Source organism: Halalkalibacterium ligniniphilum, from assembly GCF_000334155.1.
GTDB lineage: Bacteria > Bacillota > Bacilli > Bacillales > Bacillaceae_D > Halalkalibacterium > Halalkalibacterium ligniniphilum.
This window is the reverse complement of sequence record NZ_ANNK01000127.1, coordinates 1-14,395: the sequence shown is the minus strand read 5'-3', so window position 1 is coordinate 14,395 and position 14,395 is coordinate 1. Positions and strand designations below refer to the sequence as shown.

Genomic DNA, 14,395 nt, shown 5'->3' with positions numbered 1-14,395 from the left:
TCTTTTTCCTGACATGCAATAAAGAGAGGATGAATAGCATGGCAACGATGTTTTCAAGTAAGAAGCGGGCGGATATATTAGAAGAAATGAAGTCAAAGACCTTGGATTTGCTCGTTATCGGAGGGGGAATTACAGGGGCTGGGATTGCCCTTGATGCTCAGGTTCGTGGGATTCAAACAGGACTCGTGGAAATGCAGGATTTTGCAGCGGGAACCTCAAGTCGTTCCACGAAGCTTGTACACGGTGGCTTACGCTATTTGAAGCAGCTAGAAGTAAAGCTTGTAGCTGAAGTGGGGAAGGAGCGGGCGATTGTTTATGAAAATGCCCCGCATGTCACAACACCAGAATGGATGCTGCTACCAATTTTTAAAGATGGAACGTTTGGGAAATTTTCAACGTCCTTAGGGTTAAAGGTATATGATCATCTCGCAGATGTACGCAAAGAGGAACGACGCTACATGCTAAATAAAAATCGCACGCTCGAAAAAGAGCCGTTGCTTCGACGCGATAAGTTAAAAGGCGGCGGTATTTATGTTGAATATCGAACAGACGATGCAAGACTCACCCTAGAAGTAATCAAAGAAGCAGTCAATCGAGGAACAAAGGCGTTGAATTATACAAAAGTAGAGTCACTTCTGTATAAAAATCGTAAGATCGTTGGCGTTGTTGCGGTGGATCAACTGACAGGTGAAGCCCACAAGATTTATGCGAAAAAAATTGTTAATGCAGCAGGTCCTTGGGTGGATACCCTTCGAGAACAGGACCGTTCAAAGACGGGGAAACGCCTTAAGCTTTCAAAAGGTGTTCACCTTGTGATTGATCAAGACCGTTTTCCGTTAAAGCAAGCCGTTTATTTTGATACAGAGCATGATGGACGGATGATTTTTGCCATCCCTCGTGAAGGAAAAACGTATGTAGGAACTACGGACACGTTTTACGAAGGAGACGTGGTTCATCCTCGGATGACAGTGGAAGATCGAGATTATATCCTTTCGGCTGTTAATTTTATGTTTCCGACCTTACAGCTACGAGCTGAGGATGTTGAATCGAGCTGGACGGGATTACGACCACTCATTTATGAAGAAGGAAAAAGTGCTTCTGAAGTGTCGCGTAAAGATGAAATGTTTGTTTCAGATAGCGGACTGATTTCCATTGCTGGGGGGAAATTAACAGGCTATCGAAAAATGGCGGAACGTGTCATTAACGTCGTGGCAAGGGATTTAGGTGTAGATAAAGCGTGTGAAACGGCAAAAATTAAGCTCTCTGGTGGTGATGTTGGGGGCTCGGCTGGCTTTGCTGATTTTCTAGTGGTTGCTATACAAAAAGGGGTAAGTGCAGGACTGGATGAAACGGAAGCCCGTCGACTAGCAGAGCTTTACGGCTCCAACATTTTTAAGGTTCTTCGTTATTTAGAGGATAATGGTGACGAGGCCAAACAAGCTGGGCTGAAACCAGCGATTTACGCCCAGCTTCGTTATGGAATGGCAGAGGAAATGGTCGTCACGCCTCTCGACTTTTTTAGCCGACGCACAGGTGCGCTCTTTTTTAACATTCAGTGGGTCGAAAAATGGAAGGAGCCTGTCCTTATATATATGGAAAAATTCTTGAACTGGACAGAGGAACAAACAAAAGCGTTTCGCAAAGAACTTGAAACAGAACTTTATTATGCTAAAACGCCAGTAACCAGTGATGAAGGCGTCATTCGCGTGTAATCAAAGAGCAACGATTATTTGCGAGGGAGAAGGTAAGTTCGAAAACATAAGCTTCGATCACTTAATTTTTAGTGTTCGAAGCTTTTAGTTTTATTATGATTATCAAAGGCCCACATAAAAATGCAACACGATCATAAGGAATGTTCGATAAATAAATTGCATTTGGGAATTTAGAGGAAATTACAGATTTTTTATTGAATGATATAATAGACTGATGATGTAAGCCTTTTAACTATCAAATAGATTGATTTGGAGGGGATGGAATGAGCTGGAGGCAACAATATGAAAGATGGAAGCAATTCAGTGCCTTAGAGCCTGAGTTAAAAGAGATTCTTGAAAAGCTTTCAGGTGATGAAACACAACTTGAGGATTGTTTTTATAAAAATTTAGAATTTGGAACAGGTGGTATGCGAGGAGAAATTGGTCCAGGTCCGAACCGCATGAATACATATACCATTCGAAAAGCATCAGAGGGCTTTGCTCAATATCTATTACAAAAGGAGAATGATGCAAAAGAGCGTGGTGTAGCCATTGCTTATGATTCTCGCCATAAATCACCTGAGTTTGCGTTGGAAGCGGCTTTGACTCTAGGGAAGCATGGAATAAAAACGTATTTGTTTCGCGATCTCAGACCGACACCAGCTCTCTCCTTTGCCGTTCGTGAGTTGAATGCAGTCGGAGGAATTGTGATTACAGCAAGCCACAACCCACCAGAATACAATGGGTTTAAGGTCTATGGCTCAGACGGGTGTCAGCTACCGCCAGAGCCTGCAAATGAATTGGTCCGTTTTGTGAATCAAATTGAAGATGAGCTAACACTCGACGTTGCTGATGAAATGGAGCTAAAAGGAGCAAGGCTTCTCCAAATCATCGGCGAAGAATTGGATGATGCCTACATAGAAGCGCTCCAAACGATTTTAGTTAACAAAGAATTAACTCAACAAATAGGAAAAGATGTTCGAATTGTATTTACCCCGCTTCACGGAACGGCTAATATTCCTGTTCGGAGGGTGCTTGAGTCGAGTGGGTTTACTTCGGTTACCGTGGTAAAAGAACAAGAGCTTCCAGATCCGAACTTCTCAACTGTGAAATCTCCTAATCCTGAAGAGCATGCAGCCTTTTCATTGGCAATTGAATACGGGCAAAAAGAGAACGCAGATGTCCTTCTTGCCACCGATCCTGATGCGGATAGAGTCGGGGTCGCTGTTAGAAATGCCGACGGAGACTATATTGTTTTAACAGGCAATCAAACAGGGGCCTTGATGCTAGAATATTTGCTGTCTCAAAAGAAAGCACAGCAGGCTCTTCCTAAAAATGGCGTTGTGCTAAAAACGATCGTCACCTCTGAATTAGGGCGAGCCATTGCTGAAAACTACGGAATGACAACGGTTGATACGTTAACCGGCTTTAAATTCATTGGGGAAAAAATGAAGGAGTATGAACAAACAGGGTCCTTTAAGTTTTTATTTGGATACGAAGAAAGCTATGGTTACTTAATTGGAGATTTTGTCCGAGACAAGGACGCCGTGCAAGCATGCTTGCTTGCAGCAGAAATGACGGCATATTATAAATCGCGTAACATGACACTCTATGAAGGCTTGCTTGAGGTGTTTGACAAGTATGGCTTCTACCTAGAAGGCTTAGAATCCTTGACCTTAAAAGGAAAATCCGGGGTTGAAAAAATTAATGAGATCCTCAGTAATTTTCGGACAAATCCACTTTCAAGCATTAACGGTCAATCGATTGCAACGATTGAGGATTATGAAAGCAGTGAAAAAAGAGTCATTAAGCAAAAAGCAACGGAACGGATCATCCTTCCAAAATCGAACGTGTTAAAGTACACACTTGATGATGAGTCATGGTTTTGTCTACGCCCATCTGGCACAGAGCCGAAATTAAAAATCTATTTTGGTGTAAGCAGTGACTCATTGGAAGGAAGCAAGGATAAGCTTGCGCAATTAAAACGGGAGGTCATGGCAAAGGTAAATGCCATGGTCTAAAAATTGTACGAAACAAAGAAGTTGAGCTTTCAGATGCTCAGCTTTTTTTGTTTGCTCTCTTGTCAAGGTGATGCTTCCTTTTCTCTTTCATCATTTGTCTTTCTCTCACATAAAGTGTAAAAAGGCGTTTGAGGAGGGATCATTATGCATGTAGAATGGAAAGAGCTTGAGACAGCCATTGCGGAAATAACCGAAATAGCAGAAGGATTTGGATTAGATTTTTATCCAATGCGTTATGAAATTTGCCCAGCAGATATTATTTATACATTTGGCGCATATGGAATGCCGACTCGCTATTCGCACTGGAGCTTTGGGAAACAGTTTCACAAGATGAAGATTCAATATGACCTAGGTTTAAGTAAAATTTATGAGCTCGTTATTAACTCTGATCCATGCTATGCATTTTTACTTGATAGTAACAGCCTTATTCAAAACAAATTGATTGTTGCACATGTACTTGCCCATTGTGATTTCTTTAAAAACAATGTGCGGTTTTCAAATACACGAGAAGACATGGTTGAGAGCATGAGTGCTACAGCCGAGCGGATTGCCCATTACGAGCATGTCCATGGAAAAGAAGAAGTGGAATCCTTTTTGGATGCGGTGCTCTCGATTCAAGAGCATATTGATCCGAGTCTTGTTCGACCAAAGCTCGCTTGGACAATGGATGATGAAGATAAGGAGCCAATGCGACGAAAAGGGGATTATGATGATCTCTTTGCTCTTGATGAGAAACAGCCAGTAGAAGAGCCAAAGCAAAAAAAACGGGCGTTTCCACCAAAGCCTGAAAAAGATATTCTGCTTTTCATTGAAGAATACAGTCGTGAGTTAGAGCCGTGGCAGCGGGATATTCTGACGATGATGCGTGAAGAAATGCTTTATTTCTGGCCCCAGCTGGAGACAAAAATTATGAATGAAGGCTGGGCATCCTACTGGCATGCGCGGATTCTTCGCGAAATGGATTTGACGAGCGACGAAACGGTGGAATTTGCAAAGCTAAATGCGAGTGTCGTCCAGCCATCGAGAACTTCAATTAATCCGTACTATCTTGGCTTGAAAATTTTTGAAGACATCGAAGAGCGTTACAATCACCCTACAGAAGATATGAAAGAGCGGCAAGGAGTCGAGCCTGGAAGCGGCCGCGAGAAAATTTTTGAAGTTCGTGAAATCGAATCAGATATCTCCTTTATACGAAACTATCTGACGAAGGATCTTGTTCTAAGAGAAGACATGTACCTGTTTCAGAAGCAAGGAACTGATTATAAAATCATCGATAAAGAATGGGAGTCTGTTCGTGATCAGCTCGTGCAATCCCGAGTAAATGGGGGGTTCCCTTATTTAACAGTGACCAATGGTGATTATTTAAAAAACGGAGAGCTATATATCTCCCATAATTATGAAGGGACAGAGCTTGATGTTGGCTATGTAGAAAAAGTGCTCCCATACATTTACCAGCTTTGGGGTCGTGCAGTTCACCTTGAATCGGTCGTTAATGATAAGCCCATTGATTTTATCTATGATGGGAAGAAAGTGCATCGAAAGTATATATGAGAGATACGAAAAGGAACCCGCTCTTAACAAACGGGTTTCTTTTCATTTTTAGCTTTTATCAGCAGGATAGATAATCCCGATTTGCTGTCGGGCTTCTTCAATGATTTCAATGGTAGTAAGTGAATGTTCCAATGAATTGATTGGTGACTCTGTCTTGCCTGCTTGAAGCAATTGGATAAAGGCCTCAACTTCATAGTACATCGTAGGCTCAACAGCTTCTTCCGAAAGATCTTCGATTGTTCCATCCTTGTAGCGGATTTGAATATTTCCTGGTTCGCTTATGCGATCAATGATCATCGTTCCCTCTTCACCTTGGATTTCAGAAGGTAGTGCTGAGCTTGTAATTTTCGAATGGACGATAACGGCTTCTTTGTCTTTGTAATGTAAGAGGAGGCTACCACCACCATCGACACCAGAATGGAGTAGATGACCACTTGCTTTGATGCTTTCAGGCTTCCCAAAAAGGACAACTAAAGGATAAAGAGCGTAAACCCCAATATCCATTAGAGAGCCATTGGAAAACTCTGGCTTAAATGCATTTAAGATCGTTCCCTCTTTAAAGGCATCGTAGCGAGAGGAATATTGACAAAAGTTTGCAAAGTAAAAACGAACCTGTCCAATTTTATGTAGGTGCTGTTGAATGCTTTGAAATCCCGGAAGAAAGCTTGATTTCATTGCCTCCATTAATAGCACATTGTTTTGTTTTGCGGCTTCAATCATTTGCTGCACTTCTTTTTTATTGGAGGCCATCGGTTTTTCGCATAAAATATGCTTTCCATGATTCATGAGAAGGACGGCTTGTTGTGCATGCAAGGAATTAGGACTGGCAAGATATACTGCATCTACCTCGTCGCTTTTCGCAAGCTCTTCTAAATGTGTGAAGGTGTAAGGGATTTGGTGAGGGGTAGCAAATTCCTTTGCTCGTTCCTCTGTCCGTGAATAGACGGCGGTTAATTCAAAGTCATTAACCTTACGGGCAGCTTCAATAAACCTTTCGGTGATCCAGTTTGTTCCGACAATGGCAAAACGTATTTTCATGGTGAATCCAACCTTTCTTTTCTGCTTAATACATATCATCTATTTTACGTTGGAAATAATGTTCATTGTACATCTTCCTATAGAGCCATCACAAACGAAACGGATTGCAGCTTGAATTTCCTATATTCTTTAATTTTTACGAGCATGCTATACTAAAAGTATCCAAATCGATAGGAGGCTTCCTACATGCTCAACGAAACACTGTTAAAGGCGTTAAATGAACAAATGAATTACGAGTTTTACGCGGCTCATTCCTATATGGCGATGGCAGCCTATTGTTCTCATGAAAGCTTAGACGGCTTTGCCAATTTCTTTTTAGTGCAAGCAGAAGAAGAGCGATTCCATGGCATGAAAATTTACAACTTTATTAATACGATGGGTGAACGGGCGATCATTACAGGCTTTGAAACACCGAATAATGATTTCAGCTCTGTATTGGATGCCTATGAAAAAGCGTTAAAACAAGAAAAAGAAGTGACGAAGCGCTTTTATAAGCTTTCTGATCTTGCACTAGATGCCAGGGAGCATGCAACGATCAATTTCTTGAAGTGGTTCATTGAAGAACAGGTGGAAGAGGAAGACCTCTTTGATAGCATCATTCAAAAGCTTAAGCGTATTGATGATGACAGCAACGCCTTCTTTATGATGGATAATGAGTTCGCAAAACGGAGCTTCTCACCAGAATCTGAATAAGCTGAGGGGTCAGAGCAAATTTGCCCGGAGCAAACTTGCCCTGACCCCCATTGCGGTGGAGCGGAGGAAGAGGTACAATATAGATTGAAAGTATTCTTTTTTCGTTACTCTTTATATAGGTTCTGTTCAGTCATCAGGCGAGTGAATCATATGTGGATACATGCTTTTCTACAGATTTAATTGGATCATTGCGTCAACTCGTTCGAAGACGGCACTTTAATATAAGGATCGTCTTTTTTGCTGTCGAGACAGAAAATCTGAAAATCTTGTGAAAAGAATTGACTTTTCAGCAGAACGGGGTAGTATAGAGATAAATTTCAAAAAATTACGTCAATTGAGGTGTCCATCATGAAGTATGCATTTGCGAAACGAGTTCGTCATCTCCATTCCTCTGCAGTAAGGGATATTTTAAAAGTGGTAAATAAGGAAAACGTCATTTCCTTTGCCGGAGGCTTGCCGGATGATAATTTGTTTCCGCTTGAGGGCGTACAAGATGCGTTTGCTCGTGTGTTTGAAACAGGTAAAAAATCGATGCAATATTCGGAGACCGAAGGCTACCGTCCTCTTCGTGAAGTGATTGTAGAACGGATGAAACGAAAAGGCATTCAATCCTTTACAGAAGACGATATGTTAGTAACAACAGGATCTCAGCAAGCGATTGATCTGTTTTCAAGAGTGATTTTTAATCCAGGGGATGTTGTTTTAACAGAAGATCCAACGTATTTAGCTGCCCTTCAAGTATTTCAATCCTATGAGGCAAAAGTGATTGCAGTGGACTCTGATGATAACGGGATGTTACCAGATGACCTTGAGCAAAAATTAAAAATGTACAAGCCAAAATGTATATATGTCGTTCCTACCTTTTCAAATCCTGCAGGACGTGTTTGGTCAAAGGAACGCCGTGTTCAATTGGTGAATCTTGCTCATAAGTATCGTGCCTTGATCTTTGAAGATGATCCATATGGAGATATTCAATTTAATGAAGATGAGACTTATACACCGCTCGCTGCCCTTGATGATGGAACGCATGTATTGTATACAAGTACGTTTTCTAAAACAGCTGTACCAGCTCTAAGAACGGGTTGGATCGCAGGGCCGTTTCAAGTGATCCGGATGATGGCTCAGGCAAAGCAGGCAAACGACCTTCACTCAAATTCACTATCTCAACAGGCGCTTTATCAGCTTTGTCGCCATTTTGATTTGGATGGCCATATTCAAACCCTGATTCATGAATACAGAGCGCGAAAGGATACGATGCTGAGAATGCTTCAACAGTCTAACCTTCAGGGCTTACGATTTGTGGAGCCAAAAGGCGGAATGTTCTTCTGGATTGAATTAGATGAAAAAATCAATACGACCCTACTTCTGTCAGAAGCAGTGAAGCAAGGGGTTGCTTACGTCCCAGGGGAGCCGTTTTACGCAGGAACTCCTAAAGCAAATACAATGCGATTGAACTTTACTCACTCTACCCATGAAAAAATTGAGCAAGGGATGAACATTCTTGTGGACGTGGTTGAACACGCAACACAGGAACAAATCATTTTAGCTTAAACTCATTCAGCTACGTACTGTCTAGCATTAAACGCTTAAAAAGATACTGCGCCTGATGGGATTCATGTATAAAACAAATCAATAAGTCAGATCGTTGTGCTTAGCGAGTTAATGGTCTTCAAAAAAGAAGGCTGATTGTCGACTGGCGTCACGGTATGTCAATACATTTAATAAAAGAAAAAAGGGTGGTTCCTGATAAAAAGGGAACACCCTTGTCTTTTTTCATTAAGCTACAATGTTTAAAAGGTCGTGTTTTCTTTTGAATACTGAGTCTTCTTAACGGGAAGCAAGTAACCGAATCATTGAAGCTCGTTCCCATCACTACACAGGCATTCCTTCAGCCGTCCTTCTAATTCAAACCATTCTTTTTTTATTGCTTACTCACTCTCATCGATGAAAGATAGTGTAAAAATGTGAATCCTCCTTCCTGTAAATTTACGTTCTGACGTCAATTTATCTGGAATATAATCTAACGAAATTGTGGCTGTCCTGATTGAACGTTTTATACTTACCATTGAGGATGCCATTATTCCAACATAGAGAAGTAGCTTGAATACTTAACTTTAGGAGGCGTAAGTATGGCTGTAAAAAAACCAACGGTGGAACAATTAAAAAAGATTGCGAATGACTTTCATCTCGATCTCACAGAGGACGATTTATTTTCCTATCAAGAATTAATGAACGGAACGCTTGAGTCCTACAATCGTTTAAATCAGCTTGTTGAGCCTCGTCTTGCCGTAGATTACCCACGAACATCTGGTTATCGTCCCGATGCTGAAGAAAACAAATACAACGCTTGGTATTGGAAAGCAACGGTTAAAGGAAAAGACAGTGGAAAATTGGCAGGGAAAAAGATTGTTCTCAAAGATAATATAAGTCTAGCAGGAGTCCCGATGATGAATGGTTCTGCGATTCTCGAAGGATTTGTTCCTGATGAGGATGCGACAATTGTTACGCGGATTCTTGATGCTGGAGGAGAAATAGCAGGGAAAGCCGTGTGTGAAGATTTTTGCCTATCAGGAGGGAGCCATACGTCCGCTACAGGCCCAGTCTTAAACCCACATGATCCGACCAGATCAACCGGCGGCTCTTCTAGTGGTTGCGCAGCATTGGTTGCGGCGGGAGAAGTGGATATGGCGATTGGTGGTGACCAAGGTGGCTCGATTCGAATGCCGAGCTCTTGGAGTGGCATTTATGGTCTAAAACCAACCTATGGACTCGTTCCTTACACAGGAATTTTTCCAATCGAGCAGACGATCGATCATACAGGACCAATGGCGAGATCAGTGGAGGATGTCGCTTTATTGCTAGAAGTGTTAGCTGGGCCTGATGGATTAGATCCAAGACAGACTGGCTTGGAAGTAAAACGATATACCGACGCCCTTGTTGGTCATGCTGAAGGTTTAAAAGTAGGGATTGTGAAGGAAGGCTTCGGATGGGAAGGATTGTCTGAGAAAGATGTGGATCAAAAGGTTAAAGAAGCAGCTCAGTCTTTAGAAGGCAGTGGAGCCCATGTTGAAGAAGTATCGATTCCCATGCATCTCGACGGCATTCATATTTGGAACGGTGTTGGAATTGAGGGTTTAACAGCATTAATGGTCAAGGACAATGGAATGGGGAACAACTGGAAGGGGCATTATAGCACAAAACTTTTGGATGCCTATGGGAAGGCGCGAAAAGTCAGAGCCAATGATTATTCAGAGACTGTTAAAATGACCATTTTACTTGGACAATATATGCAGGAGCAATACAATGGAAAATATTATGCAATAGCACAAAACTTATCGAGAAAATTAAAACAAGCATATGACGAAGCGCTAAAGGAATATGACGTGCTCATTATGCCAACAACACCGATGAAGGCAACAAAAATTCCGGCTCCTGATGCACCAAGAGAAGAGGTAATCGCATGTGCTTTAGAAATGATTTGTAATACTGCACCTTTTAATATTACAGGTCATCCGGCCATGAATGTACCTTGTCAAAAATCGAAGGAACTCCCGATTGGTATGATGGTTGTAGGGCGTTTTGGCGAAGATGAGACGGTCTTACAAGCTGCACACGCGTTTCAAACGTTACATGGGCGCGTTCCTTCAAAAGCTTAGTGGGAAGACGCTCTGAAAAAGCGGGTAGCCCAAAAGGCTGGTTCAAGGCCTTTTGGTGTTGTCCCTTTTTGTACGTTAAGTATATATCTTTCAACATAGAAGTTTAACGACGTAGTTAAAAGTTCGAAGGCCCAAGTATAACTGTAACTAAGGCTTTTGCTATGAAGGAATTTGCGAAAAGCCAAGTTTTGTTCAAGTATAATAAACTTAAAATTCTAATAATTTATAATAGATTGACAAAAATCTATTCTAACGATACGATTTTGATAGCGCTTACATTTATTTCTTTTTTTGAGCATACGAGCTTTTTCATAACAATCACTTATGAATATTTTTAGAGAGTGTACGTAGACATAAGAGTGCAGGAGGGATGAGCGACCGTTCAGAATAAGGTGGAACCTGATAAGAATGGGGGAGTTAGGATGGATTTTGATTTAACGAAAGAACAGCAAATGATTCGGTCAATGGTTCGTGATTTCGCCGAAAAAGAAATTGCTCCACATGCGGAACACTTTGATCGGACGTCCGAATTTCCAGAAGACATCTTTAAAAAAATGGCTGGCCTAGGTCTTTTAGGCATCCCATTTCCTGAAAAATATGGTGGATCTGGTGCTGATACGATTTCCTACGCCGTAGCTGTAGAAGAAATTGGGCGCGCCTGCGGCGGAACTGGGTTAAGCTATGCTGCAGCTGTTTCATTAGGTGCCAGTCCTATTTACTATTTTGGAACAGAAGAGCAAAAGCAAGCACATCTTGTCCCATTAGCTTCTGGAGAATCACTCGGGTCATTTGGGTTAACAGAGCCTAACGCAGGATCAGATGCTGGCGGGACACGGACGAAGGCTGTTTTAGATGGTGATGAATACGTGATTAATGGGGAAAAATGCTGGATTACAAATGCAGGGTATGCAAGAACGGTCATTGTTACAGCCGTTACAGGAAAAGACGAGTACGGCAAAAAAATCATTTCAGCGATCATCGTACCGACGGAAACACCTGGTTTCACAATTAATTGCAACTACGAAAAAATGGGCGTGCGTGCATCGAATACATGTGAGCTCGTTTTAGAAAATGTACGTGTGCCGAAAGAAAATTTACTAGGTGACCCTGATAAGGGCTTTAAGCAATTTTTGTATACATTGGACGGCGGTCGAATTTCTATTGGTGCTCTAGGTGTCGGAATCGCACAAGCTGCATTTGATCGTGCCCTTGCTTATGCAAAAGAAAGGAAGCAATTCGGGACGGCGATTTCCAGCTTCCAAGCGATTCAATTTAAACTCGCTGATATGGCGATGGAAATTGAACTAGCAAGAAATATGGTATTAAAAGCGGCTTGGCTAAAAGATAAGGGACGACCATTTGCCAAAGAAGCCGCTTTTGCAAAGCTGTTTGCTTCTGAAACAGCAACAAGGGTGGCAAACGAAGCGATCCAAATTCATGGTGGATATGGGTATATGCGTGAATACGAGGTCGAGCGGATGCTTCGAGATGCAAAGCTACTTGAAATTGGAGAAGGAACGTCTGAAATTCAACGTCTTGTCATCGCTCGCCAGTTAGGATGCCGTTAATCAAACGAACGGGAGGGTAAGATTGATGCCAGATGAAGTCCTAAATCAAACGATTGGACAACTCATTGAGGAAGTAGCAGCAAGACAACCGACTCATGAAGCCGTTGTTTATCCTGAACTAGATTTACGCTATACGTATGAACAATTTGACCAGCTCTGTCGTAAAGCGGCAAAGGGCTTTATGAAGCTAGGAATTGAGCAAGGTGAGCATGTAGCGATTTGGGCTACAAACGTCCCTGAATGGCTTGTTACTCAATTTGCAACAGGAAAAATGGGTGCAGTGCTCGTGACGGTGAATACAAGCTATCGAACATCGGAATTGGAGTACCTTCTAAAACAATCGGATGCAACAACGATTTTGCTTATCGATGGATATCGGGATGCTTCCTACTTGGAAATGCTGTACGAAATTGTTCCAGAACTAAAAAACAGTGATCCTGGTCATCTTCAATCGGAAAAGCTCCCCTATTTAAAGAGAGTAATTCATTTAGGGGAAGAGCGGCATCCGGGTATGTACACATGGAATGAAGTTTTACAGCTTGGCGAAGAGGAGAGTGACCAGGCATTGGAGGAGCGCATGGCCAGTTTAAAGCCGGGGGATGTCATTAACATGCAGTACACCTCTGGAACAACGGGGTTTCCAAAAGGCGTGATGCTTACCCATTATAACCTCGTTAACAATGGGCTGAATATTGCTAAGTGTATGAATCTCACCGCAAATGATCGGCTTTGCATTCCGGTTCCGTTTTTTCATTGCTTCGGCTGTGTTCTTGGTACATTAGCTTGTGTTTCTGTTGGTGCCACGATGGTTCCGATTCAGGAATTTAACCCAAAAGTCGTTCTTGAAGCGGTTCAAAATGAGAGATGTACTGGGCTTCATGGGGTGCCGACGATGTTTATTGCTGAACTGAATGAAAAGGATTTTGACAGCTATGATTTATCAACCCTACGAACAGGGATTATGGCAGGCTCGAATTGCCCGATTGAAGTGATGAAAGCCGTTGTTGAAAAGATGGGTGCCTCAGAAATTACGATTGCCTATGGGCAAACAGAATCATCGCCAGTCATTACACAAACAAGGGTAAATGATCCGTTAGAGATACGTGTTGAAACCGTCGGTCGCGCTTTACCGAATGTGGAAGTGAAAATTGTGGAGCCTGGAACAGAGGTGGAAGTTCCTCGGGGAGTGCAAGGAGAGCTATGCACACGCGGGTATCATGTTATGAAGGGCTATTATAAAAATCCTGATGCCACCTCAGCCGTCATTACAAAGGAAGGCTGGCTTCATACAGGTGATTTGGCTGTGATGGACGAGAACGGCTATTGCCGTATCACAGGTCGCTTAAAAGACATGATTATTCGTGGAGGAGAAAATGTTTATCCAAGAGAGGTAGAGGAATTTCTTTATCAGCACCCTAAAATTCTTGATGTCCAAGTCGTCGGTATCCCTGATGAAACTTTTGGGGAAGAAGTTTCAGCCTGGATTAAATTGAAAAAAGGTGAAACAGCAACGGCTGAAGAAATTCGCACGTATTGTTTTGGAAAAATCGCCCGCTTTAAAATACCACGCTACATTGCCTTTATTGATGAGTATCCAATGACAGCCTCAGGGAAAATCCAAAAGTTCAAGCTGCGAGAGCAGGCAAAGGAAGTATTCGAATTAAAAACAAATTAAACATGTGTAGAGATATCGATCCAAGGGGGGAGAGCAATGTTTGCAAAAATATTGATTGCAAATCGTGGCGAAATTGCTGCTCGTATTATCCGAACATGCAAGCGTTTAAAGATCGCGACTGTTGCCGTTTATTCTGAGGCTGACCTTGATTCGTTGCACGTTACCCTAGCAGATGAGGCATATGTGGTTGGAAAGAATCGAGTGCTTGAAAGCTATTTAAATGTTGAAAAAATCATTGAAGTCGCTAAACAAGCCGAGGTTGAGGCGATTCATCCAGGCTATGGGCTTCTTTCTGAAAATGCGGACTTTGCACGTCGCTGTATAGAGGAAGGGTTTACATTTATCGGTCCACATCCAGATGTTATTCAAAAAATGGGGAGCAAGATTGAAGCGCGTAAAACGATGGAGAAGGCGGGGATTCCTGTGATTCCAGGAGTGAATGAACCGTTAAAAAGTGTAGACGAAGCCATAGAGGTAGCCAAGCGTATTGGCTACCCTGTCA

The 14,395-nt window shown here is 42.2% G+C and carries 10 protein-coding genes; 9 read left to right on the top strand and 1 reads right to left on the bottom strand.

All coding sequences use genetic code 11. The features are described from left to right. Positions 1–38 precede the first annotated feature (38 nt). From BLT_RS0115700 to BLT_RS0115690, 3 genes are all read left to right on the top strand, one after another. Positions 39–1,712, top strand: a complete 1,674-nt coding sequence (locus BLT_RS0115700; RefSeq protein WP_017728726.1) for a glycerol-3-phosphate dehydrogenase/oxidase — start codon at positions 39–41, stop codon at positions 1,710–1,712. Between the two features lie 263 nt (positions 1,713–1,975). Further along, on the top strand, positions 1,976–3,712 hold the full coding sequence (locus tag BLT_RS0115695) for a phospho-sugar mutase (protein WP_017728725.1): 1,737 nt from the start codon (positions 1,976–1,978) through the stop codon (positions 3,710–3,712). A gap of 144 nt (positions 3,713–3,856) precedes the next feature. Beyond that, a complete protein-coding gene (locus tag BLT_RS0115690) occupies positions 3,857–5,263 on the top strand; it encodes a SpoVR family protein (protein WP_017728724.1) in 1,407 nt (468 codons plus the stop codon). A 48-nt stretch (positions 5,264–5,311) separates the two neighbouring features. Here the strand turns inward: BLT_RS0115690 and BLT_RS0115685 are convergent, their stop codons facing one another. Then, a complete protein-coding gene (locus tag BLT_RS0115685; RefSeq protein ID WP_017728723.1) occupies positions 5,312–6,301 on the bottom strand; it encodes a Gfo/Idh/MocA family protein in 990 nt (329 codons plus the stop codon). A gap of 186 nt (positions 6,302–6,487) precedes the next feature. On the opposite strand from BLT_RS0115685, the gene BLT_RS0115680 reads away from it, so the two are divergent. The 6 genes from BLT_RS0115680 to BLT_RS0115655 form a co-directional block, all read left to right on the top strand. Continuing rightward, a complete protein-coding gene (locus BLT_RS0115680) occupies positions 6,488–6,994 on the top strand; it encodes a ferritin (protein WP_017728722.1) in 507 nt (168 codons plus the stop codon). Between the two features lie 348 nt (positions 6,995–7,342). Beyond that, positions 7,343–8,545 carry an aminotransferase-like domain-containing protein gene (locus BLT_RS0115675; protein WP_017728721.1) on the top strand — a complete coding sequence of 401 codons (1,203 nt, stop codon included), beginning with the start codon at positions 7,343–7,345 and terminating at the stop codon, positions 8,543–8,545. 578 nt (positions 8,546–9,123) lie between these two features. Then, positions 9,124–10,650 (top strand): amidase, encoded by a 1,527-nt coding sequence (locus tag BLT_RS0115670; protein ID WP_017728720.1) that lies wholly within the window; start codon positions 9,124–9,126, stop codon positions 10,648–10,650. Positions 10,651–11,072: 422 nt separating this feature from the next. Next, a complete protein-coding gene (locus BLT_RS0115665) occupies positions 11,073–12,218 on the top strand; it encodes an acyl-CoA dehydrogenase (protein ID WP_017728719.1) in 1,146 nt (381 codons plus the stop codon). 25 nt (positions 12,219–12,243) lie between these two features. Further along, positions 12,244–13,893: an AMP-binding protein gene (locus BLT_RS0115660; protein WP_017728718.1), complete on the top strand. Its 1,650-nt coding sequence runs from the start codon at positions 12,244–12,246 to the stop codon at positions 13,891–13,893. A 36-nt stretch (positions 13,894–13,929) separates the two neighbouring features. Further along, a partial coding sequence (locus tag BLT_RS0115655) for a biotin carboxylase N-terminal domain-containing protein (RefSeq protein ID WP_017728717.1) occupies positions 13,930–14,395 on the top strand: 466 nt, incomplete at its 3' end.

Excerpts from the sequence above, each read along its gene's own strand:
- BLT_RS0115695 (WP_017728725.1), top strand. The coding sequence starts at position 1,976 with ATGAGCTGGAGGCAACAATATGAAAGATGGAAGCAATTCAGTGCCTTA.
- BLT_RS0115685 (WP_017728723.1), bottom strand. The coding sequence starts at position 6,301 with ATGAAAATACGTTTTGCCATTGTCGGAACAAACTGGATCACCGAAAGG.
- BLT_RS0115665 (WP_017728719.1), top strand. The coding sequence starts at position 11,073 with ATGGATTTTGATTTAACGAAAGAACAGCAAATGATTCGGTCAATGGTT.
- BLT_RS0115690 (WP_017728724.1), top strand. The coding sequence starts at position 3,857 with ATGCATGTAGAATGGAAAGAGCTTGAGACAGCCATTGCGGAAATAACC.
- BLT_RS0115675 (WP_017728721.1), top strand. The coding sequence starts at position 7,343 with ATGAAGTATGCATTTGCGAAACGAGTTCGTCATCTCCATTCCTCTGCA.
- BLT_RS0115660 (WP_017728718.1), top strand. The coding sequence starts at position 12,244 with ATGCCAGATGAAGTCCTAAATCAAACGATTGGACAACTCATTGAGGAA.
- BLT_RS0115670 (WP_017728720.1), top strand. The coding sequence starts at position 9,124 with ATGGCTGTAAAAAAACCAACGGTGGAACAATTAAAAAAGATTGCGAAT.
- BLT_RS0115700 (WP_017728726.1), top strand. The coding sequence starts at position 39 with ATGGCAACGATGTTTTCAAGTAAGAAGCGGGCGGATATATTAGAAGAA.
- BLT_RS0115680 (WP_017728722.1), top strand. The coding sequence starts at position 6,488 with ATGCTCAACGAAACACTGTTAAAGGCGTTAAATGAACAAATGAATTAC.